This window comes from Homoserinimonas sp. A520 (assembly GCF_054489245.1).
On sequence record NZ_JBTMWX010000002.1, the window covers coordinates 369459 to 391693 of the forward strand.

Annotated in this window: 23 protein-coding genes; 17 read left to right on the forward strand and 6 right to left on the reverse strand. The window is 66.3% G+C overall.

Annotated elements, in window-relative coordinates:
• The first annotated feature begins 2 nt into the window (after positions 1-2).
• The 10 genes from ligA (at position 3) to ACX3PH_RS06320 (ending at position 12229) form a co-directional block, all read left to right on the forward strand.
• Positions 3-2228 (forward strand): NAD-dependent DNA ligase LigA, encoded by a 2226-nt coding sequence (ligA, locus tag ACX3PH_RS06275; protein WP_459090527.1) that lies wholly within the window; start codon positions 3-5, stop codon positions 2226-2228.
• Between the two features lie 133 nt (positions 2229-2361).
• The gene (locus ACX3PH_RS06280) at positions 2362-3765 is read left to right on the forward strand and encodes an alpha/beta hydrolase (protein WP_459090529.1); all 1404 of its coding nucleotides are present in this window, start codon (positions 2362-2364) and stop codon (positions 3763-3765) included.
• Positions 3766-3840: 75 nt separating this feature from the next.
• Positions 3841-4140: an Asp-tRNA(Asn)/Glu-tRNA(Gln) amidotransferase subunit GatC gene (gene gatC / locus ACX3PH_RS06285; RefSeq protein ID WP_459090531.1), complete on the forward strand. Its 300-nt coding sequence runs from the start codon at positions 3841-3843 to the stop codon at positions 4138-4140.
• Positions 4140-5681, forward strand: a complete 1542-nt coding sequence (gene gatA, locus ACX3PH_RS06290) for an Asp-tRNA(Asn)/Glu-tRNA(Gln) amidotransferase subunit GatA (protein ID WP_459090533.1) — start codon at positions 4140-4142, stop codon at positions 5679-5681. The genes gatC and gatA overlap by 1 nt, the downstream gene beginning before the upstream one ends.
• Positions 5681-7201 carry an Asp-tRNA(Asn)/Glu-tRNA(Gln) amidotransferase subunit GatB gene (gatB, locus tag ACX3PH_RS06295; protein WP_459090535.1) on the forward strand — a complete coding sequence of 507 codons (1521 nt, stop codon included), beginning with the start codon at positions 5681-5683 and terminating at the stop codon, positions 7199-7201. The genes gatA and gatB overlap by 1 nt, the downstream gene beginning before the upstream one ends.
• Positions 7202-7513: 312 nt before the next feature.
• Positions 7514-8302, forward strand: coding sequence for an ABC transporter ATP-binding protein (locus ACX3PH_RS06300; RefSeq protein ID WP_459090537.1), 789 nt, complete (start codon positions 7514-7516; stop codon positions 8300-8302).
• Positions 8295-8987, forward strand: a complete 693-nt coding sequence (locus tag ACX3PH_RS06305) for an ABC transporter ATP-binding protein (protein WP_459090539.1) — start codon at positions 8295-8297, stop codon at positions 8985-8987. Before ACX3PH_RS06300 ends, ACX3PH_RS06305 begins: the two co-directional genes overlap by 8 nt.
• 39 nt (positions 8988-9026) lie before the next feature.
• Positions 9027-10265, forward strand: a complete 1239-nt coding sequence (locus ACX3PH_RS06310; protein WP_459090541.1) for an ABC transporter substrate-binding protein — start codon at positions 9027-9029, stop codon at positions 10263-10265.
• A 69-nt stretch (positions 10266-10334) separates the two neighbouring features.
• A complete protein-coding gene (locus ACX3PH_RS06315) occupies positions 10335-11204 on the forward strand; it encodes a branched-chain amino acid ABC transporter permease (RefSeq protein ID WP_459090543.1) in 870 nt (289 codons plus the stop codon).
• Positions 11201-12229 (forward strand): branched-chain amino acid ABC transporter permease, encoded by a 1029-nt coding sequence (locus ACX3PH_RS06320; RefSeq protein WP_459090545.1) that lies wholly within the window; start codon positions 11201-11203, stop codon positions 12227-12229. Before ACX3PH_RS06315 ends, ACX3PH_RS06320 begins: the two co-directional genes overlap by 4 nt.
• Positions 12230-12303: 74 nt before the next feature.
• On the opposite strand, the gene ACX3PH_RS06325 is transcribed toward ACX3PH_RS06320, so the two are convergent.
• Both ACX3PH_RS06325 and ACX3PH_RS06330 read right to left on the reverse strand, forming a co-directional pair.
• Entirely contained in the window at positions 12304-13083 is a 780-nt protein-coding gene (locus ACX3PH_RS06325) for an alpha/beta fold hydrolase (protein WP_459090547.1), read from the reverse strand.
• Positions 13080-14450 (reverse strand): MFS transporter, encoded by a 1371-nt coding sequence (locus ACX3PH_RS06330; RefSeq protein WP_459090549.1) that lies wholly within the window; start codon positions 14448-14450, stop codon positions 13080-13082. The genes ACX3PH_RS06325 and ACX3PH_RS06330 overlap by 4 nt, the downstream gene beginning before the upstream one ends.
• A 63-nt stretch (positions 14451-14513) precedes the next feature.
• On the opposite strand from ACX3PH_RS06330, the gene ACX3PH_RS06335 reads away from it, so the two are divergent.
• Positions 14514-15125, forward strand: coding sequence for a flavodoxin family protein (locus tag ACX3PH_RS06335; protein ID WP_459090551.1), 612 nt, complete (start codon positions 14514-14516; stop codon positions 15123-15125).
• A gap of 4 nt (positions 15126-15129) precedes the next feature.
• Here the strand turns inward: ACX3PH_RS06335 and ACX3PH_RS06340 are convergent, their stop codons facing one another.
• Positions 15130-15681, reverse strand: coding sequence for a dihydrofolate reductase family protein (locus ACX3PH_RS06340; RefSeq protein ID WP_459090553.1), 552 nt, complete (start codon positions 15679-15681; stop codon positions 15130-15132).
• A 203-nt stretch (positions 15682-15884) separates the two neighbouring features.
• On the opposite strand from ACX3PH_RS06340, the gene ACX3PH_RS06345 reads away from it, so the two are divergent.
• On the forward strand, positions 15885-16328 hold the full coding sequence (locus ACX3PH_RS06345) for a DUF1801 domain-containing protein (RefSeq protein WP_459090555.1): 444 nt from the start codon (positions 15885-15887) through the stop codon (positions 16326-16328).
• A complete protein-coding gene (locus ACX3PH_RS06350) occupies positions 16328-17110 on the forward strand; it encodes a putative protein N(5)-glutamine methyltransferase (RefSeq protein ID WP_459090557.1) in 783 nt (260 codons plus the stop codon). Before ACX3PH_RS06345 ends, ACX3PH_RS06350 begins: the two co-directional genes overlap by 1 nt.
• On the opposite strand, the gene ACX3PH_RS06355 is transcribed toward ACX3PH_RS06350, so the two are convergent.
• Positions 17053-18381 carry a YibE/F family protein gene (locus tag ACX3PH_RS06355; protein ID WP_459090559.1) on the reverse strand — a complete coding sequence of 443 codons (1329 nt, stop codon included), beginning with the start codon at positions 18379-18381 and terminating at the stop codon, positions 17053-17055. The genes ACX3PH_RS06350 and ACX3PH_RS06355 overlap by 58 nt on opposite strands.
• A gap of 126 nt (positions 18382-18507) precedes the next feature.
• Positions 18508-19485, reverse strand: coding sequence for an NYN domain-containing protein (locus ACX3PH_RS06360; RefSeq protein WP_459090561.1), 978 nt, complete (start codon positions 19483-19485; stop codon positions 18508-18510).
• A gap of 154 nt (positions 19486-19639) precedes the next feature.
• Between ACX3PH_RS06360 and ACX3PH_RS06365 the strand changes: the two genes are divergently transcribed.
• Complete coding sequence (locus tag ACX3PH_RS06365) at positions 19640-19924, forward strand: Fe-S cluster assembly protein HesB (RefSeq protein WP_459090563.1); 285 nt, start codon at positions 19640-19642, stop codon at positions 19922-19924.
• A 101-nt stretch (positions 19925-20025) separates the two neighbouring features.
• Here the strand turns inward: ACX3PH_RS06365 and ACX3PH_RS06370 are convergent, their stop codons facing one another.
• The gene (locus ACX3PH_RS06370) at positions 20026-20304 is read right to left on the reverse strand and encodes a hypothetical protein (RefSeq protein ID WP_459090565.1); all 279 of its coding nucleotides are present in this window, start codon (positions 20302-20304) and stop codon (positions 20026-20028) included.
• Positions 20305-20402: 98 nt separating this feature from the next.
• On the opposite strand from ACX3PH_RS06370, the gene ACX3PH_RS06375 reads away from it, so the two are divergent.
• The 3 genes from ACX3PH_RS06375 to ACX3PH_RS06385 are packed head-to-tail and all read left to right on the forward strand — an operon-like array spanning position 20403 to position 22228.
• The gene (locus ACX3PH_RS06375) at positions 20403-20657 is read left to right on the forward strand and encodes a hypothetical protein (protein WP_459090567.1); all 255 of its coding nucleotides are present in this window, start codon (positions 20403-20405) and stop codon (positions 20655-20657) included.
• A gap of 2 nt (positions 20658-20659) precedes the next feature.
• Entirely contained in the window at positions 20660-21145 is a 486-nt protein-coding gene (locus tag ACX3PH_RS06380; protein WP_459090569.1) for a 2'-5' RNA ligase family protein, read from the forward strand.
• A gap of 9 nt (positions 21146-21154) precedes the next feature.
• A complete protein-coding gene (locus ACX3PH_RS06385; RefSeq protein ID WP_459090571.1) occupies positions 21155-22228 on the forward strand; it encodes an alanine racemase in 1074 nt (357 codons plus the stop codon).
• The last annotated feature ends 7 nt before the right edge of the window (positions 22229-22235 follow it).

A 22235-nucleotide genomic window follows, 5' to 3' on the forward strand; every position in this document is an offset into this window, starting at 1 on the left:
CCGTGGCAGAGACCTACACCGCGCCCGACCTTGACGCTGCGCACGATGAGGCCAGCAAGCTGACGGCGCGCATCCTCGAACTGCGTGATGCGTATTACGAGCGCGACGAAGTGCTCGTCGATGACGCGGAATACGACCGGATGATGCACCGACTCGAAGAACTCGAGCGGCTGTTCCCGGAGCTCCAGGGCCAGGACAGCCCGACCCAGACGGTCGGCGGCAAGGCGCAGACCCTGTTCGACCCGGTTGAGCACGCGGAACGGATGCTCAGCCTCGACAACGTGTTCTCCATCGACGAGTTCACCACCTGGGCTGCGAGGGTCGAACGCGACGCCCACCGCCACGTTGACTACCTTTGCGAACTGAAAATCGACGGGCTGGCACTCAACCTGCGCTACGAGAACGGCGTTCTCCGTTCGGCGGCAACCCGCGGCGACGGCCGGGTCGGCGAAGACGTGACAGAGAACGTGCGCCTGATCACCTCCATTCCGCGCCGGCTGGCCGGCTCCGGGCATCCGCCCCTCGTCGAGGTGCGCGGTGAGGTGTTCTTCCCGGTCGCGGCGTTCCGGGAACTCAACGCCGAACAGGCTGAGGCCGGGGAGCGCGTATTCGCCAACCCGCGGAACGCGGCATCCGGAAGCCTGCGGCAGAAGTCCGAGGGCAAGAGCGAGTCCGGGCTGAGGCTGATGACCAACCGGCTGAGCAGGTTGCGGATGCTCGTGCACGGCATCGGCGCCTGGGCCAACCCTCCCGCCGCCTCCCAATCACAGGTGTACGAACTGCTGAGCACTTGGGGCCTGCCGACCAGCAGCCACTACCGCGTGAAGAAGACAGCAGGCGAGGTGGCCGAGTTCATCGAATACTTCGGTGAGAACCGCGGCAGCGTCGAACATGAGATCGACGGCATCGTCATCAAGGTCGACGAGTTGGCTCTGCACGACGAGCTCGGTGCGACCAGCCGGGCGCCGCGCTGGGCGATCGCCTACAAGTACCCGCCGGAGCAGGTGAACACGAAGCTGCTCGACATCGTCGTGAGCGTCGGGCGCACCGGACGGGCCACGCCCTTCGCCGTGATGGAGAAGGTGCGCGTTGCCGGTTCCGAGGTGCGCCAGGCGACGCTGCACAACCAGGACGTGGTGAAGGCGAAGGCCGTGCTCATCGGCGACACGGTGGTGCTGCGCAAGGCGGGCGATGTGATTCCCGAAGTGCTCGGCCCGGTGGTGGAGCTGCGAGACGGTACCGAACGCGAGTTCGTGATGCCGGCCAATTGCCCGGAGTGCGGCACGCCCCTGCGGCCGGCGAAGGAGGGGGACATCGACCTGCGCTGCCCCAACGCGAAGACCTGCCCCGCGCAGGTTCGCGGCCGGGTGGAGCACATCGGCAGCCGGGGTGCACTCGACATCGAGGTTCTCGGGGAGGTGGCTGCTGCGGCGCTGACGCAGCCGAGCGTTCCGGAGGTTCCGCCGCTGGTCACCGAGGCGGGGCTGTTCGACCTCACCCTCGACGACCTCCTGCCGATCGAAGTCGTTGTGCGCGACAGCGAGACCGGCTTGGTGAAGGAGGTTGAAGACGGCCAGCCGAAAGTGCGAACCCCGTTCCGCCGCAACCCGACGCCCGCCGAGAAGAAGAGCGGACTGCTCGGGCCACAGCCATCATCCAGTGCGGTGAAGCTCCTGGCAGAGATCGAGAAGGCGAAGACCAAGCCGCTCTGGCGCATTCTGGTGAGCCTCAACATTCGCCACGTCGGGCCGGTGGCCGCCCGCGCACTCGCCGACTATTTCGGATCCCTGCAGGCGATTCGTGAGGCGTCCCGAGATGAACTGGCCACCGTCGATGGTGTTGGTGGCATCATCGCCGACGCGGTGATCGAGTGGTTCCAGGTCGATTGGCATCGGGAGATCGTGGAGCGGTGGGCGGATGCCGACGTCCAGTTCTCGACGCCCGGTCACGCCGGGCCGGGCGCGGCAGCGGCGGCGGGCGGTCCACTGGAGGGCGTGACCGTGGTGGCCACCGGGAGCCTGGAGGGCTTCACCCGGGAGGGCGCCCTGGAGGCGATCATCGCGGCTGGAGGCAAGGCGGCCTCGAGCGTGTCGAAGAAGACGGATTTCGTTGCGGCGGGCCCCGGCGCCGGCTCCAAGCTGGCGAAAGCCGAAGAACTCGGCGTGCGGATTATCGACGCCGCGCAGTTCGCCGTGTTGCTCGCCGAGGGGCCATCGGCGCTCGAATAGCGAAACATCCGGATCTTTGCGCCTGCGCAACTTATTGCCATGCAATTGGGCCTCTGCTATACCTACAGTAAGTAAGAACATTTCATTTGCTGATGCTCCTCCCGCATGGGGTACATAGGAAACTGTCCAATCCGTGATTGACCTCGTGGTGCTGCTGGTCGCCTCGGTCACCCTTTCAGGGGTCGCTGGGGTAGTTGCCGCGCCGGATTTCGTTCCGCCCGCCATGGCCAGCACAGCGGCAAGCACCGTGACGCAGGCGCCACAGACGGATCCCTTCAGCGCTTTCCGGGTCGACGGGAACACCACGCTGCGCGCGCAACACGAGAGACTTGACCCCACTCTCCTGCCGCAATTGGCTGGTCGCGTGCTGCTCGAACAGCTTGCGATGCTCGACCGGGCGGAACTCAGCTCGTTCATGGAGACAAGTTCCGAGTCGACGACGCAGCTGCTCCTCAACCCGCCCGCTGCCGGTCAGACCGCCCGCTGGTGGGCTTCGCTGCCGACAGCGGCACAACGCGACCTGCGGGCCGCGGCACCTGAGATTGTCGGCAACCTGCCCGGTGTGCCCATCGCCACACGAGATGCCGTCAACCGCGAGTTGCTCGAGACGACCATCGGCCAGCTCGAGGCGACGGCGGAGATGGGGATCGGCCGTGTTGCGAGCACCGAGATCGGGGCCCAGCTGAGCATGTTGCACCAGATCGAGTTGGCCATCGCGCCGGCGACTGGAACGCCGGACCGCTCGATCATCAGCCTCGACACGCAGTGGCCCGGCCGCGCCGCCATCGTCGTCGGCGACCTGGGAACCGCCGACTACGTCAGCTACCTGATCCCGGGAATGTTCTTCACCATCGAGGGGCAGGTCGTCGACTGGTCGGAGACCGCGCTGGAGTTGTACAACGAGCAGAACGCCTGGCTCGACCTGCTGGGCAGGAGCGACCCGCGGTTGCAGGACAAGACCGTCGCCACGGTTGCCTGGATGGGATACCAGACGCCGAACATCTTCACCGTCGGCTCCGAGGAGCTTGCGGACGAGGGCGCACTGTACCTGGATTCCGCCATGGATTCGCTCTTCGACGAGCGCGGCACCGATCGGCCGTTCGTGTCGTTGCTGGCGCACTCCTATGGGTCGACCGCGGCGATGAAAGCGCTGGTGACCGGCAACTTCGAGGTCGACTCCTTCGCCGTCGTCGGCTCCCCCGGCAGCGACGCACAGTCCGTAGACGACCTGCACGTTCGCGGACGCAACGTCTTCGTCGGCGAGGCCAGCTGGGACCCGGTGGTGGGCACCGGCTACTTCGGCAACGACCCGGGTGCGCCGTCCTATGGCGCCCACCCGATGAGTGTTGCCGGCGGCGTCGACCTGATCACCGACGAGGAGCTGACCGCATCCGTCGGCCACAATGGCTACTTCGCACCGAACAGCGAGTCGCTGCGGAACATGGCGCTGATCGGTATCGACCGCGGATCGCTGGTCAGCGACGGCTCCGGCCAGGACGTGCAGCGCACCCTCACCTACTTCAATCGCCTGATCTGACGCCCGGCGCCTGCCCGTTGGGGGTGCCCGATAGAATTGGCGGGTCCCCACCAGAAGCGACCCTGCGGAGCCCCCATGTCTGAAATCACCACCGAACAGGTGGCCCACCTGGCCAATTTGGCCCGCATCGCGTTGACGGAGTCCGAGATCGCCAAGCTCACTGGCGAGCTCAGCGTCATCATCGACTCGGTGGCGCGGGTGAACGAGGTGGCGTCAGCCGATGTGCCGGCCACGTCGCATCCGATTCCGCTCAGCAATGTGTTCCGACCGGATGTTCCGGGGGAGACCCTGACGACGGCGCAGGCTTTGAGCGGTGCACCAGACCACGACGGCAGCCGGTTCCGGGTGTCGGCCATCCTGGGGGAGGAGCAGTAATGTCCGATCTGACGAGGATGTCCGCAGCCGCGCTCGCCGAGAAACTGCAGTCGGGTGACGTCTCCAGCGTTGAGGTGACGCAGGCGCACCTGGACCGCATTGCCGCAGTCGACGGTGATGTCCATGCGTTCCTGCACGTGTCATCCGCCGCTCTCGACACGGCGAAGGCGGTGGACGCCAAGCGGGCTTCCGGCGCGACGCTGAGTCCGCTGGCCGGCGTTCCGATCGCCATCAAAGATGTCCTGTGCACCATCGACATGCCGTCGACGGCAGGGTCGCGGATGCTCGAAGGCTGGGTTCCACCGTATGACGCGACCGTGGTGCGCAAGCTGCGCGAAGCGGACCTGGTGCCGCTCGGCAAGACCAACATGGACGAGTTCGCGATGGGCTCATCGACCGAGCACTCCGCCTATGGGCCCACCCGAAACCCGTGGGACCTCGAGCGCATCCCGGGAGGCTCTGGTGGCGGTTCCGCTGCCGCCGTTGCAGCCTTCGAGGCGCCGCTCGCACTGGGCAGCGACACCGGCGGCTCGATCCGCCAGCCGGCCGCAGTCACCGGTTCGGTCGGCGTCAAGCCGACCTACGGCGGCGTATCCCGGTACGGCGCGATCGCGCTGGCCTCCTCCCTCGACCAGGTCGGCCCGGTCACCCGCACGGTTCTTGACGCGGCGCTGCTGCACGACGTCATCGGCGGCCACGACCCGCGTGACTCCACCTCGCTGCGCGACGAGTGGCCGAGCTTCGCCACTGCCGCCCGCGAGGGAGCGGCGTCCAGGTCGCTCGCCGGCCTGCGCGTCGGCGTGGTGAAGGAGCTCAACGGCGACGGCTTCCAGGCCGGCGTGCACAGCCGGTTCGCGGAATCGCTCGAGCTGATGGCATCCGCCGGCGCCGAAATCGTCGAGGTCTCCGCGCCGAGCTTCGAGTACGCCATCAACGCGTACTACCTGATCCTCCCCGCGGAGGCGTCCAGCAATCTGGCCAAGTTCGACTCCGTTCGTTTCGGCCTCCGGGTGAACCCTGAGGGTGGCGGGACGGTCGAGGATGTCATGGCGGCCACCCGCGAGGCAGGCTTCGGACCCGAGGTGAAGCGCCGCATCATCCTGGGCACCTACGCCCTGAGCGCCGGCTACTACGACGCCTACTACGGCAGCGCGCAGAAGGTGCGCACCCTCATCCAGCGCGACTTCGATGCCGCATTCCTGAAAGCGGATGTGCTGGTCAGCCCGGCCGCGCCGACCACGGCGTTCAAGCTGGGGGAGAAGCTGGAAGACCCGCTGGCGATGTACCTCAACGACATCACGACCATCCCGGCGAACCTGGCCGGCATTCCCGGAATGGGCCTGCCCATGGGCCTGGCGCCCGAGGACGGGCTGCCGACCGGCATCCAGATCATGGCTCCCGCGCGCCAGGATGTGAGGCTGTACCGTGCCGGCTCCGCGTTGGAGGCGCTGCTAGAAGAGAAGTGGGGCCACACGCTGATCAGTCAGGCGCCCGACCTCGCGTTCGGCGAAGAGTTCGCAGCAATGGAAGGTGTCGTCTGATGGCCAAGATCGATCTCATGGACTACGACAAGGCCATTGAAATGTTCGAGCCGGTGCTCGGTTTCGAGGTTCACGTTGAGCTGAACACGCAGACGAAGATGTTCTCGGATGCCCCCAACCCGGCGGCCTTCGAGAACGTGCCGCACGAGCCGAACACGACGATCACGCCCGTCGACCTCGGCCTGCCCGGCAGCCTTCCGGTGGTGAACGAGAAGGCCATCCGCTACTCGATCAGCCTCGGCCTGGCCCTTGGCTGCTCGATCGCGCCGTCGAGCCGGTTCGCGCGCAAGAACTACTTCTACCCCGACCTGGCCAAGAACTACCAGATCTCGCAATATGACGAGCCGATCGCGTTCGACGGCAACGTCGAAGTCGAGCTGCCGAACGGCCGCGTGTTCCAGATCGAGATCGAGCGCGCGCACATGGAGGAGGACGCAGGAAAGCTCACCCACGTGGGTGGCGCGACCGGTCGCATCCAGGGTGCAGAGTATTCGCTCGTCGACTACAACCGAGCCGGTGTTCCGCTGGTCGAAATCGTCACCAAGATGATCACCGGTGCTGAAGCGGATGCCCCGGACCTCGCCAAGGCCTACGTTGCCGCCATTCGTGACATCGTGCTCTCCCTCGGAATCTCGGAGGCGAAGATGGAGCGCGGCAACCTGCGCTGCGACGCCAACATCTCGCTGAGCCCGCGTGGCTCTGGCATTCTCGGAACGCGTACCGAGACAAAGAACGTGAACAGCCTGCGTTCGGTTGAGCGCGCCATCCGCTACGAGATCCAGCGCCAGGCGGCCATCCTCGCCAAGGGCGGCACGATCATCCAGGAGACCCGCCACTGGCACGAGGACACCGGGGTGACCTCAGCCGGGCGCCCGAAGAGCGACGCGGACGACTACCGTTACTTCCCCGAGCCCGACCTGCTGCCGGTCGAGCCATCCCACGAGCTGATCGAGGAACTGCGCCTGGCGTTGCCGGAGGCTCCGTCGCTGCGCAAGCGCCGGCTGAAGGAGGCCTGGGCCTTCACCGACCTGGAGTTCCAGGATGTCGTGAACTCCGGCCTGCTGAACGAGGTCGAGGCGACGACCGCTGCCGGGGCATCCGCTCACTCCGCCCGCAAGTGGTGGACCGGTGAGATCGCCCGCGTCGCGAACGAGCGCGGGGTCGAGGCGTCATCGCTGGTGTCGCCGCTGCACGTCTCCGAGCTGGTGGCCATGGTGGAGGACGGCGAACTGACCGACCGTCTGGCCCGCCAGGTGCTGGAGGGAGTCATGGCCGGGGAGGGTTCACCCGGCGAGGTCGTGAAGTCCCGAGGGCTCGCCGTGGTGTCCGACGACGGTGCGCTGATCGCCGCCATCGATGAGGCGCTGGCTTCGCAGCCGGACGTCCTGGCGAAGATCCGCGACGGCAAGGTGCAGGCTGCCGGTGCCGTGATCGGTGCCGTGATGAAGGCCATGAAGGGCCAGGCGGATGCTGCGCGCGTCCGCGAACTCGTGCTGGAGCGCGCCGCCGCGACCGAGTAGCCCCGCCGAACACGCCCCGTTCTCTGCACGATCTCTGGCGCGGCCGCGCGCCCGTCTCCGTGGCGCGGCCGCATTTGCGGCCGCGCAAGCCGGAAAACACCGCGCAGCTATGGGTGGGATGAGTTGATCGTGCGCGCCCCCGAATTGGGGACACTTGCGCTGGACGCATCAGAGGGAGTACCTTCAACACGAAACCTGAATCACTTGTCAGGTTGATATATCGCCAACCGCCTCCAATGACTGTAGGAAGGGCTTCGCCGTGCTGCTCCCCCCGAAAACCGTGGTTCACGACAGCGTTGACGGAGCGGCTTGGTGAGCGCAGCTCAGCCCGGTGTCGCAGCCGGGTCGGGCACCACGACGCTGCTGGCAGCTTCCGGGTTGACCAAGGACTTTCGCGGGTTCAAGGCCGTCAATGACGTCGACCTGGCGATCCAGGAGGGCAGCGTGCATGCGCTGGTCGGGCCGAACGGTGCCGGTAAGACCACGCTGTTCAACCTGCTGACCGGATTTCTCAAGCCGACTTCCGGAACGATCGTGTTCGACGGCAAGGACATCACCGGCCTCGACCCGGAGAACATCGCCCACCTCGGTATTGCCCGCTCATTCCAGATCACCAGCCTGTTCGACAACCTGACCGCACTCGAGCACCTCGAACTGGCGCTCTGCAGCCCCACCGGCCTCGCCTACAAGTTCTGGCGGTCCGAGCGCACCCTCGATCGCTTCCACGGCCGGGCGCTCGAGCTGCTCGACCAGGTAGGCATGGCCGATCGTGCCAACGACGAGGTCGGCCAGTTCGCCTACGGCCAGAAGCGGGCGGTCGAGTTGGCTCTGGCCTTGGCGCTGGAGCCGAAACTGCTGCTGCTCGATGAGCCGACGGCCGGGATGAGCCTCGAAGACGTCGATCGCACCATCGAGCTGGTGCTCAGCATCTCGGCCGGCCGCACGATCGTCTTCGTCGATCACAACATGCACGTCGTCGGCAGCCTCGCCAACAGCGTCACGGTTCTCCAGCAGGGGCAGATCCTGGTGGAGGGCACCTACGACGAGGTCCGCAAGGACGAGAAGGTCATCACCGCTTACCTGGGGCAGGCTCATGCTTGAGATCAATTCGCTGTCGGCGTCCTACGGTGAGGCACGGGTTCTGTCCGACGTCACCATCAATGTGCAACCCGGCGAGGTGGTCACCCTGGTGGGGCGCAACGGTGCCGGCAAGACTTCGCTGCTCCGCTGCATCATGGGGTTGCATCGCGACCTGCAGGGCTCGATCACGTTCGACGGGCAGCCGATCGCCAAGCTGTCACCGAATGCCCGGGCACGCGCCGGCATTGGCTGGGTACCGGATGATCGGGGCATCTACTCGAGCCTGACCGTCGCCGAGAATCTGCTGCTTCCCCCTGTGGTGCATCCGGATGCCTGGGCGCTCGACCGCGTGTACGAAGCCTTCCCGGTGCTGGCAGACCGCCGAGCATCCATGGGCACGCAGCTGTCCGGGGGAGAGCAGCAGATGCTCGCCATCGCCCGGGTGCTGCGCATGGGCTCACGCCTGCTGCTGCTCGACGAACCGAGCGAGGGGCTGGCTCCGGTGATCGTGCAGCGCATCGGGGAGATCATCCGCGAGGTGAAGGCCAACGGCGTCGCGATCCTCCTGGTCGAGCAGAACGTCAAGTTCGCCTCGACTGTCGCCGACCGGCACTACCTGCTCGCCCAAGGACGTGTTGTCGAACAGCTCGACAACGCTGATTTCCAGGTCAGGGAGAGCGAACTGCTCGAACACCTGGGGATGTAACGCACCGCCAATCCGCACCAAGTACAAGGGAGTATTCACATGGCAATCACGAAGACGCGAGGGCTGGCATTCGCCGCCGTCCTGACGGGCGGGGTCATGCTCGCCGGTTGTGCGGCGGGTGGTCCGCCGGCTGCCACCGAGAGTGACCTCAGTGATGACAAGGTCGTCATCGGGCTGCTGAACGACCAGTCCGGCGTGTACAAGGACCTGTCCGGCCCGAACAGCGAGATCGCCATCCAGATGGCGATCGACGACTACCACGAGAAGTACGGCGATGAGGCCGTGGCCAAGACCGTGGAGATCACGGTTGCCGACACCCAGAACAAGCCGGATGTCGCCAACACCCAGGCGCAGCAGATGTACGACCGCAAGAGCGCTGACATCATCATGGACGTTCCGGCATCCTCAGCCGCCCTTGCTGTCGCCGAGGTCGCCAACGAGAAGAAGAAGCTGTACATCAACGTCGGCGCCGCGACCATGGAGCTCACCGGCGCAGCCTGCAACCCGTACACGTTCCACTGGGCATACAACACCCAGATGCTGGCGAAGGGCGCATCCGGAGTCGTCGCTGACGGCGGCGAGACCTGGAGCCTCGTCTACCCCGACTACGCATTCGGGCAGGACATGGTGAAGTCGTTCAGCGCCGCGATCGAGGGTGCCGGCGGAAGCATCAACGAGGCCATCGCCACGCCGTTCCCGAACGACAACTTCGCGACGTTCATCACCAAGGCCGAATCCACCAACCCGGATGTCGTCGGCATCATGGCTGCCGGTGGCGACCTGATCAACTTCGTGAAGCAGTACAACCAGTCGGGCGCTGACGCGACCCTCGCGGTGGGCCTGATGTTCATCACCGACATCCACTCGCTGGGCGTCGAGGAGTTCGCCGGCACCACGTTCACGGATGCCTGGTACTGGGACTACGACGAGCAGAACCGTGAGTTCGCCGACCGCTTCATAGAGCTGGCAGACACCCGCCCGTCGTTCGCCCACGCGGCAAACTACTCGGCCGCGTACCAATACCTGGACGCTATCCAGCGTGCCGGTACGGATGACGCGGATGCCATCATCTCCGAGCTCGAGGGGCTGAAGGTCAACGACGTGTTCCTGCGCAACGGCGAGATCCGTGCCGGTGACCACAGCGTGGTCCACGACACCTATGTCGCCAAGGTGAAGGAGGCCGCCGACGTCAAGGAGGACTGGGACTACGAGGAGATCATCGCCACCATCCCAGCAGCCGATGCCTACCCGGCAGTGAGCGAAGCCTGCTCGCTCTAACCCGACCCTGATTGACCCTGGGAGTGGGCGACGCCAGTCGCCCACTCCCAAAACTCGGAAGAGATCTACATGGAATCGTTCATCCAGTACACGGTGCAGGGGCTCGCGGCAGGCGGGTTCTACGCGCTTGCCGCCCTCGGGCTGGCGGTGATCTTCGGCGCGCTCGGCGTGGTGAACTTCGCACACGGTGCCTTCTACATGCTGGGCGCCGTTCTGTCCGCCGTGCTGCTCAGCACCTTCGAGGTGCATTTCTGGCTTGCCCTGGTGCTGGTGCCGGTGATCATGTTCGTCGTCGGCGTGGTGGTGGAACGGCTGCTCATCCAGTGGCTGCTGAAGCTGGACATCCTGTACAACTTCCTACTGACCTTCGGCCTCGCCCTGCTGCTGGTCGACCTGGTGAAGCGCGAGTACGGCGTCTCCGGGCTGCCGTATGAGCAGGCACCGGGGCTTGAGGGCCTGATCACCCTCGGGTCGGTGACGCTTCCGACGTATCAGGTCTTCGTGTTCGTCTTCTCCGTCGTGGTGTGCATCGTCGTCTGGATGCTGCTCACCAAGACCCGCGCCGGAATGATCGTGCGTGCGGCTACCGAGGAGCCGGAACGCGCTCGGGCGCTCGGCATCAACGTCGGTCGTTGGGTCACCCCGGTGTTCGGTTTCGGCGTGGCCCTCGCCGGGCTCGCCGGCGTTCTCGCCTCACCGTTCCGGGCGATCACCGCCAGCATGGGTAACAACTTCATCATCATCCTCTTCGCGATCGTGGTGATCGGCGGGCTGGGCTCCATCCTCGGAGCCGTGGTCGCCGGGTTCCTGGTCGGCCTCGTCGAGGCTTACGGCCAGGCCTACGCCGGTACGTTCGCGCAGATCGCGATCTTCATCCTCATGGCCGGCGTCATCCTGATTCGTCCTGCCGGACTCTTCGGAAGGCAGGAAACGGTATGACCAGCGACACCCTTCCCCGCGACACCCTGGTGGCAGGCAGCATCCTGGACCCGGCCGTTCGCCGGCGTCGCACGATTCGCCGGCTGATCCTCTTGGGTGTCGGACTGTTCGCCGCCCTCGCCCTGCCGTGGTTCGTCTACCCGCCGGTCGCCATGGACATCGCTGCGTGGGCGCTGTTCGCACTCTCGGTCGACCTCCTCCTGGGCTTCACCGGACTGCTGTCGTTCGGCCACGCCGCCTTCTGGGGGAGTTCGGCCTACGTGACCGGGCTTATCGCCATCAACCTGGGGGTGCCGTTCCCGGTGGCGGTGATCGGCGGCGCACTCTTCGCGATGGTGATCGCCGTGCCGATCGGGCTCCTCTCGGTGCGCCGCGCCGGCATCTACTTCGCCATGGTCACGCTGGCATTCGCCCAGATGATCTACTTCATCGCCAACCAGTGGAAAGACGTGACCGGCGGCGAGAACGGGCTGCAGGGTGTGCCGAGCGCCTTCTTCGGGATCGAGCTGATCGAGAGCGAGTCGTTCTACTTCTACTATGTTGCGATCATCCTGATCGGCCTTGGCGCTTTCGCCGGCTGGCGCATCGTGCACTCGCCGTTCGGCCGGGTGCTGGTGTCGATTCGGGACAACCCGTCGAGGGCGCGAGCGCTGGGCTACGACGTTGAACGGTACAAGCTCATCGCGTTCGTGTTGTCCGCAGGGCTTGCGGGCATCGCCGGCGGTGTCTTCGCGATCAGCCACGGGTTCGTGTCGCTGCAGGAGCTGGATTGGACCACATCCGGCAAGGTCGTGCTGATGACCGTGATCGGCGGCATGGGCACCCTCTGGGGTGGACCGGTCGGTGCGGCCATCATCGTGCTACTGGAGGACTCACTGGCCAGTTCCGGTTTCGATGGCATCGGCATCATCACCGGCAGCATCTTCATCATCGTGGTGCTGTTGTTCCGCAAGGGTGTGTGGGGAACGGCCCAGTCGCTGATCGATCGCATCGGCAAGGCCATCGCCGCCCGCCGCAACCGCTGACGTCTCGCTGCGAATAGGCGGGTCGAGCTTGTCGAGACCAGGCGAGCTTGTCGAGCCCCTATGTTTCGACGTGGTCAACCCGCTCGGAGGAACTCCAGCGCCGCATCGCGGAAGCCGCGGGCGGTGGGCGCATTGAAGTGTCCCCGCCCCGGAATCTCGTAAAACGACCCGAGCGGCGTCGCGTCGGCAAGCGCCCGTGACGCATTCAGGATCGGGTCCTCGCTGCCGGTGGCGAAGAGCGTCGGCTGCACGGGCGGGTTGGCCGGGTCGGGCTGCGGCCCGCCGCGGATCCCCTCCACCAACGACACCAGCGCGCTGAGGTCGTTTCCGCGGATCCCGGCCGCCATCTTCAGGTAGGTGGCGGTGAGCCGATCCTCAATAGGCGTGCCGTCCGCGATGAATGCCCGCGCCTGGTCGACTCGGAAGCGGGTGAGCGGGTCGCCATCCGGGATCCCGCCGAGAATGAGGCGACGGATGCGCCCGGGCGCGTTGACAGCGGTACGCCAGCCCACGCGCGCCCCCAGTGAATACCCGACGTAGTCGACCTCGTCGAGCATGAAGGTGTCGAGCACATGCTGCACATCGGCGACGAGCAGGTCGATCGTGTATGCGTCGGGGGAGTGCGGCTTGTCGCTCTCCCCATGCCCGCGCTGGTCGATGGCGATCACCCGGTAGCCGGCGCGCAGCAGGTCGCGCACCCACCCGCTGTTCCGCCAGTTCAGCAACCCGCTGGAGGCGAAACCGTGCACGAGCAGCGCCGGCCGGGCATCCGCATCCCCGAACTCGTACGTGGCGATGGTGACGCCGTCGACGGATGCGACGCCCTTGGCCGGTGGTGCCGGTGGCGTGATCATTCGCCCCTCATCCTCTCTGCCACCCGGGGTGCGACGACGACGGCCACCACGGCAATCAGCGCGGCGAAGGCGAAAACCCCAGGGAAGGAGAGGCCGCTGGTGGCGAGCCCGGCGAAGACGATCCCGGTCATGGAGAGGGCCAGCGCGGCGCCGAGGGAGTCGGAGATCGACAGCGCCGAACTGTTGAACCCCTGGTTCGCCTTGGTCGACATGGCGAGGGTCATCACACTGAGCCGCGGGTACATGAGCCCCATCCCTGCGCCGCCGAGGCCCCAGCCGATGATCGCGATGACCGGCGACAGCGTGAACAGGGCGGTCACGCCGGCGAGGAGGATGGATGCGAGCACGAGGCTGGCGCCGATGACGGTGCTCAGCTGGTGAGTGAGTTGCGACGTCAGGCGCCCCTGCAGCCAGGAGGCGCTCGCCCAGGTCAGCGCGCCGATGGTCAGGGCGAGTCCGGCCAGCGATGGCAGGAAGTGGTAGCGCTCGATGAGCAGGTAGGGCAGATACACCTCGGCGCCGAAGAAGGATGCACCCACCAGACCGCGCAGGAGGATCACGCTGGGTAACCGCCGGCGGGCGAGCAGCGTTCCGCGCGGCAGCAGCGGGCGCACGGCGATCAGCGCCACGACGATGCCGACGCCGACGAGCGCTCCGCCGACGGATTCCACCTCGGCCAGCAGCCCCAGGAGCAGCACGGCGCTTGCGGCGATGATAGACCAGCCAATGCGGCCGAACGACCAGGGTGCCGGCTCCGCATCCGCGTCCCGGCCGGTCAGGCCGCGCAGTGCCGGCCAGACCATGGCGGCGGCGATGGCGACCAGCCCCACCACGCCGAGGAAGACCCAGTGCCAGCTGAACAATTCGGTGACCACCCCGGCTGCGAATGGGCCGATGAGCGACGGGACGACCCACGCGGCGGCGAATCCGGCGAAGATCTGCGGATGCAGCCTGGCCGGGTATACGCGCGCGACCACCACATAGAGTGCGACGTTGATGGCGCCGGCGCCGAGGCCCTGCACCAGGCGGCCGGCGACCAGCATGGGCATGATCGTCGCGGTTCCCGCCACCAATAGTCCGATGACGAACAGCACGGCGGAGGTGTAGAGCGGCACGATCGGACCGGCCCGGTCGCACCAGTTGCCCGCAACCACCATGCCGATCACCCCGGTGGCGAGTGGCCCGGCGAATGCGAGCGCATACAGGCTGGCGCCATCCAGGTCGGCACTGACGACCGGCATCACGGTGGTCACGGCGAGGGACTCGAATGCGCCGAGGAAGACGAGTGCGCACGAGCCGAGCGTGATCCACAGGTACTCGCGGCTGAACAGGCCCGGTTCACGGGTGAGTGCGGGTGCTGGGGCCATAGGTTCGAGCCTAGAACCTCGGGCAGGGTGTACGTTCCCTTCCGCCCGGACAACACTCGACTCATGGATATCTCGCTTTCAGCTATCGCCCTCGTCTGTACCTTGTCGCCATCGCCGACCGAATCGAGCACGGAATTGCTGGCCACTCAGCTGCTCGAGGAGTTGGCCAAGCACGGGGTCACTGGCAGCACGATCCGGGTCGTCGACCACGACGTGAAGCCCGGCGTGAAGACCGATATGGGTGACGGCGACGAGTGGCCGGGCATCCGCCAGCAGGTGCTGGATGCCGACATCCTGGTCTTCTGCACGCCCACCTGGGTCGGTCACATGTCGAGCGTCGCCCAGAGGGTGGTCGAACGTTTCGACGCCGAGCTGTCGGAGACGGATGATGCGGGCCGCCCGATCTTGTACGACAAGGTGGCGGTCACCGGGGTGGTCGGCAACGAGGACGGCGCGCACAAGATCACCGCAGACCTGATGCAGGCGCTCAACGATGTCGGGTTCACGATTCCCGCGCAGGGCGGCACCTACTGGAACGGTGAGGCGATGCACACCGTCGACTACAAGGACCTTCCGGAGACCCCGGAGAAAACAGCGGCCACGAACGCGTCGCTCGCAGCGAACGCCGCCCACCTGGCCCGGGCGCTCAAGGTGTCGGCGTACCCGAAGTCATAGCGGGTCACTCGGCTGGAATCGCGGACAGCCGGTAACGGAGTCCGACCGCTCCCGCCGGGAACGGGGTGGTGCCCTGCAGGGTGAGCGGTTCGGTGACGCCCGCGATCGGCAGCAACTGCTTTCCGGAGCCGAGCACGATCGGCATCACGGTGACCAGCAGCTCGTCGAGCAGGCCGCGGTCGGCGAACTGGGCCGCAACGTTGCCCCCGCCGACCACCCAGACGTTCTTTCCTTCGGCAGCTTCCAGCGCCTCCCGGTGCACCTCAGCCACGTCACCGGCGAAGAAACGGATGTCTGCGCCGGGCACCGCAGGCAGGCTGCGCGACGTGAGCACCAACACCGGCGTTGAACCGTAGGCCCAGGATTCGGCGCCCTCACCGATCACGTATTCGTAGGTGGTCGACCCCATGACGATCGCACCGACATCCGCCATGAATTTGTCGTAGTCCTCCTGGAAGTTGTCGAAGCCGAACTGCAGCAACCAGTCGATGTTGTCTTCGCGGTCGGCGATGAACCCGTCGATGGTGGACGCCACGTAGTACTGAACGAGTGCCATGCCGCACAGTGTGCCAGCCTCCACCGACATCTGGCGCTGGCACCGCTCGAACCGCAGGTGTACTACCCCGCAGATGAGCGCGCAGGCTCCGTTCCCTGGCGGAATGCGTCCGCTGGCGGAATGCGTCCACAGAGGAGTAGCTCCACCTCGTATTGTGGACCGAAACAGGTTCAGCAGCAGAGTTCAGCAACAGAGGAGCACGGTTGATCGAGTCCGATGCAGACGTGGGGGAGTTCGTCGCCCAGGTAACCCCGGCCGTCCGCAAACGCGATGCCGAGACCCTCATCGAGTTGATGTCCCGGGTGACCGGTCAGGAACCCCGCATGTGGGGACCGTCGATCATCGGAATCGGCCGATACCACTACAAATACGCGAGCGGTCGTGAAGGCGATGCGGGTGGGGCGGGCTTCGCGCCGCGCAAAGCCGCAACCACCGTGTACCTGCCAGACGGCGTTGCCGCGTACGAGGGCCAGCTGGCCAAACTCGGCCCACACACGACCGGTTTGGTGTGCGTATACATCAAGAAGCTCGACGACATCGACCTGGCGGTGCTGGAGTCCATCATCGAGGAGTCGTACCGCACCGTGACCGCCGGAACATTCGAATACCGCGCGAGAGAGTCGCCCGGCGGGCGCCCGACCGCCTAGTGGGCGCCACTCAAACACAGGTTTCCGACGTTGCAGCTCGCCTGCGAACCGCCGGCTCGGTCTTCGCTGAAGAGGAGGCAACACTGCTCCTCGAGGCGGCGACGACCGATGAGCACCTGAACGACCTGGTGGCGAAGCGGATGTCCGGGCTGCCGCTGGAGCACCTTCTGGGCTGGGCGGAATTCTGCGGTCTGCGAATCGTCGTTGAGCCCGGCGTTTTCGTCCCCCGCCAGCGCACCGCCTACCTGGTCGAACTCGCGGCCCACCTCGCCACCGAAAACGACGTGGTGCTCGACCTGTGCTGCGGTACCGGCGCGGTCGGCGCGGCAGTGTCGGCTGCCGTGCCGGGCATCCGCCTCTACGCTGCTGACGTTGATCCAGCGGCGGTGCGGTGCGCCCGCCGCAATCTGCCGCCCGACCGGGTCTTCGAGGGCGACCTCTTCGCTGCGCTGCCGCCCGCCGTGGCCGGGACCATCGACATTCTCGTCGCCAATGCGCCCTATGTGCCGACGGATGCCATCAGCCTGATGCCGCCGGAAGCTCGCCTCCACGAGTCCCCGGTGGCGCTCGACGGGGGAGCGGACGGCCTGGACGTGCAGCGCCGGATCATTGCGGACGCCTCGCGGTGGCTGGCACCCGGCGGCGCGCTGTTGATCGAGACGAGTGAGAGGCAATCATCGCTGACGGCCGAGGCATTGGCCGCTGCCGGCTTTGCGACCGCCGTTCACCACTCAGACGATTTGGACTCCACGATCGTGATCGGCGTCGCCCCGGCCCACTGATCCGCGCCGACCGGATGGGCCACTGAGGGGGCATCGGGTGCCACGATGGCGGCTGAAGTCTGCACGGTTTTCGATCCGACAGCCTTCACAACGAGAACGGCAATGGCCGTGGTCACCGGGATCGCCAGCACCAACCCGATGGAGCCGACCAGGGTTCGCACGATCTCCTCAGCCAACTCCCCACCGGTCACCGTTTCCACGAACGGCAGCCCCTGGAGTGAGGTGATGATCAGCAACGGGAGGGCAGCCCCGGCGTAAGCGAACACGATCGTGTAGACGGTTGATGCGATGTGGTCACGCCCCACACGCATGGCTCCGGCGAACAGCCGGCGCGCGCTCGACTGTGGTGCGAGTTCGTGCATCTCCCACACCGCCGACGACTGCGTGATGGTCACATCGTTCAGCACACCGAGCCCCGAGATGATCAGCCCGCACAGCATGACCCCGGACAGCGAGATGTTGTCCGAGACCGTCTGCAGGTAGAAGTCGGCATCATCGTTGAGGCCGGTCAACTGTGATGATCCGGATGCCCAAGCGGCGATCAGGGCGGTGGCGACCAGCCCGAAGATGGTGCCCAGCAGGGCCGTCGAGGTGCGCGCAGAGAACCCGTGCGCGAAGTAGAGCACGGCGATCATGATGACGCTCGACCCGATCAGCGCGAGGAGGAGCGGTGGCTTCCCTTCAACCAGCCCGGGGAGGATGAAGTATGCCATGACCGCGTACGCGCCCGCCAGGCCGAGCAATGCGCGGAAGCCCCGCCACCGGGCAACGAGAATGACGACCAAGGCGTACACGCCGGCCAGGAGTGCCATGGGTACGGTGCGCACGAAGTCGATGAACAGGTGCTGGTCCTGTCCCTCCGACGCCCTGTCGCCCAGATTCAGGTAGCGCACCTGGCTGCCCTCGGAGATCGATGACTGGCTGGTCACCTCGGGAGGTATCTCCAGGCTGACCGCTGCACCACCGGCATCCGGTGCGACGTTGACGACCAGGCATTCGACGAGCGCCTCACCCGATTGCGCCTCGTAACCCGCGCACGGTTCGATTGCGGCACCTGTCACGGTGCCGGTCTGGGTGCTCAGCCCTCCGTAGGACTCGACAACCCGAACGTTGGAGCGGTCGCCGCTCGGCCACAGCAGGATCATGCCGACAATGGTGAGCAGGGTCAGCGGGCCGAGGATTGCGGTCAGCAGGAGGTTGGCGCGGCGGCGAGTCGCTGCGGTCTCGGATGTCGGCTGGTCGTCTCTGGGGCGAGCGTGACTGTGTCCCACGGTGTCCTATCTGAGGAGGCGATAGATGCGGCACCTTGAACGACGCCGACTTGGAATGCTAGCAAGACGCCGCTTGCCGCTCCCTGATGGTGATCCCGCCGTGACGATCATCCGTTGCGGCGGCCTTTAACCCTGCTTGGTCGCCTTCTCCGACGGGCGCAGGCGGATGCGTCGCATCTGGCCGTCCTCCTGCAGTTCGACTTCGTTCTTGCGCGACTTGATGAAGTCCGTGAAGGTCTTGTAGCCGAGGGCCGACTCCTGGAACGAAGGGTCCATGCGCAGCATCTGGTTCTTGACGCTGGAGCTGCCCAGCCAGTCGGCGTCGTCCTTCGCCTGCCCGAGCCTGAGGGCACGCACCAGGAGCGCAGTCGCATCCAGTTGCATCTTCTGCTTGTCCTGTTTCCGGGTCGGGCTGCCGGCCGCCGACGAGAACGTCGGCTCGGTGATGGAGCCCTTCGTCTTCGCCTTTTTCGGCTCCGCGACCTCTTCGGTCGGCTCCGGCGGGTTCTGCGTCTCCTCGTCAGTGGTGACGCCCGGCAGTGCGTCGTAGTCCGCGAACTCGTCGCAGGCGGATGCCAGGAACTTGCTGGTCGCACCGGCAACACCGATGCCAACCACGTAGCGACCAAGGCGTTTGCAGCGTTGCGCCAGCGCGATGTAGTCGGAGTCGCCGGCGACGATGACGACGTGCGTGAGGTGGTCCAGCCGGAACAGGTCTTCGACGATGTCGACGGCGAGCCTGATGTCGGCACCGTTCTTGGCCGGTCTCACGGCGGGGAACAGCTGAACCAGTTCGACGGCGCGATCCATGAGCTGGTTCTTGTAACTGGCGTTGACCTCGACCGACCAGTCCGCGTATGCGCGGCTGACGGCGATGGAGCCGAACGATGACGCAAAGTCGAGCACCGCACCGATGTCGATGGTTGCCTCGGTCAGACGCTGCGCCAGCTCCGGGTCGGCCAGGAGCGACGCTGCTGTGATGTCCTTCAGGTTGTCGGGCCGTGCGCGACCCCGGGACCGCCCGTGCTTCTGGTCGTACCGCGAGATGACGATGTTGTCGAAGTCGATGTAGACGGCGACGCGCCCTTCACTCGATTCGGGCATCCGGATCTCCTCACAACTCAGCGAACACAACTACCTCCAGTCTGCTGGCTTCCGGCGTGTTCGTGTGAGTTTCATCACAATGCGCACCTGCGGGTTGAGTCTCGGCGCCAATGCGGGAAGGGTCGGACATTCACCGGAATCGGAAGGAACACCCATGCTTACTTTGACCGAGAACGCCAGCTCATTGATCAAGAACCTCGCCGAACAGACGGCGGTCGCCGACAACGCCGGCCTCCGTATCAGCACGACAGAGGGTGACGCCGGCCTTGCCGTTGACCTCACCCCGGCTCCAGAGCCGACCGACCAGGTGGTGGAGAGCGCCGGCGCGCGCGTGTTCCTTGAGCCGGATGCCGCCGTGGTGCTCGAAGACAAGGTTCTGGATGCCCAACTCGACGAGGGCGGCGCTGTCACCTTCGCGATCGGGCAGCAGGAGAACTAGCTTCAACACCGCGAGCCGCGTCATTCTGCGGGTGTGCTCCACCGGAGAACCCGCAGGATGACCCGATTCGCGCGCGCAAGCGGCTGCACGGGCGCCGCGCCTCAGGCGGTCCAGCCGAAGAGCGCCCCGCCGAGTGTGATGGCGGCGAAGTACAGCGCCAGCGCCACCAGTGGCACCAGCAACGCCAGCAGCGGGTGCGTGACCAGCAACCACACTCCGACCAGCATCAATGCCACCCAGATGAGCCAAAGCACGATGATGCCGCCCAGCGGTACGGCCAGGCCGGACACCAGGTAGAAGTATCCGACTACCAGGTGCAGCAGCAGGCCCAGCACTCCGAGCGAAACGGTCAACCAGTCGCGGTTCTCGGTCGAGGGCATGGGTCTCCGATCATGGTGAAGTGTCGGCGTCGGCACGAGTGTAATCCTCAGCAGGCGAATCGTGGGACCTTCGCCGCACGTGCGATAGCGTCAGGCGCATGACGGTTGCTTCGGTTTTCAGGCGGTGGGGCCTGCTCGCGCTCGGGCTCGCCTTGCTCATTATCGGGTTCATCCTCGCGAGCCAGCCGCTCACCTTCGGCTGGTTCGGCTACCCGGATGGCGCATTCGCCCGCTTCTCACCGACTCTGGTCGCGATGCCGACGGATGCTGCTCTCGCCCTGTCGGCGGGAATCGCACTTATCGCCGGCTGGCTGGGGTTCCGGCTCGGCAACCGTTCCGGCCGCGACAGGTAGCGATGTCCCGACTGGTTGTCGTTCTCCCCCTGTCGCCGCTCGCCGAGGGCGACAGCTTCGCGGTGAGCGAGTGGCCGTTGCACGTGACGGTGTTGCCGCCATTCCTGACGGATGCGTCGGCCTCAGAAGTGGGGGACGCCATCCGCTCGGCCGCATCCGACCACCCGGCGATGAAGGTGGTGGCAGCCCAGGATGAGTTGTTCGGGCGGCGCCACGACATCCCGGTGACATTGATCGACGAAAACGAGCAGCTGACCGCAATGCACCAGGCGCTCCGGGCGGCGGTGCGACCCTTCGCGGCGGCCCCGGATGAGCCGGCTTTCACGGGCGCAGGCTTCCGCCCGCACGTCACCGTGAAGACGCACGGCCGCGTGCACGCGGGGGACGAGTTCACGCTGACTCAGCTTGCGATCGTCGATATGGCCGTGCGCGCGTCGCCCGGGCGCGCTGTGCTGGCCACCATCGAACTTCCCATCGCCCGGGGGTAGGGTCAGCGCATGAGCGAAACCCTCACGATGGAGACCCCGTTTCTGGCAGTCGACCTCGACGTGATGGAGCGCAACCTCCAGCGGGCTGCGGATGATGCACGCCAGCGTGGGGTCGCGTTGCGTCCCCACGCGAAGACTCACAAGGTGCCGGAGATCGCGCGTCGCCAGCTGGAGCTCGGCGCGGTGGGGCTGACTCTCGCCACGGTCGGCGAGGCTGAGGTCTTCGCCGACGCCGGCTTTACGGACCTGTTCATCGCCTACCCGGTGTGGCCATCCGAAAGCCGTGCAGCGCGGCTGCGGGCCCTTGCCGAGCGGGTGTCGCTGCGGGTCGGCGTCGACTCGGTCGAGTCGGCTGAGGCACTCGGCCGGGCGCTCGCCGGTTCCGGCATCCAGGCCATGGTGGAGATCGACAGCGGGCATCACCGAAGCGGCACGATGCCCGACCAGGCGGCGACGGTGGCGGTGGCTGCCGAGCGGGCCGGACTGTCGGTCGCCGGCGTCTTCACTTTTCCGGGTCACGGCTACTCGCCGACCGGCCGGGCGCAGGCTGCCCGGGATGAGGCTGACACCCTCAGCATCGCCGCCTTCATGCTGGAGCGCGCCGGCGTGGACGCTTCGGTTCGCAGTGGCGGGTCCACCCCGACGCGTGCCGAAACGGACACCGAGGTGGTCAACGAGGTGCGCCCGGGCGTCTACGTCTTCAATGACGCGCAGCAGGTGGAGCTCGGCAGCTGCTCATGGGACGACGTCGCGCTGACCGCCCACACCACGGTGGTCAGCAGGCGCGGCCAGGACGTGATCGCGGATGCCGGCAGCAAGGTTCTGGGAGCCGACCAGCCTGCGTGGGCGACTGGTGGCGGTCGGCTGCCTGAGTTTCCGGATGCTCGAGTTGTGGCCCTCTCGGAACACCACGCGACCATCCGCTTCCCGGACGGCGCAGCGATTCCCGAACTCGGCAGCACCCTGCGAGTCGCGCCGAACCACGTCTGTGCGGCCGTGAACCTGGCCGATCAGCTCGTCGTCCTGCAAAATGGCGCCCTCATCGACACCTGGCGGGTCGCAGGCCGTGGCGCCAACACCTGACCGCTCC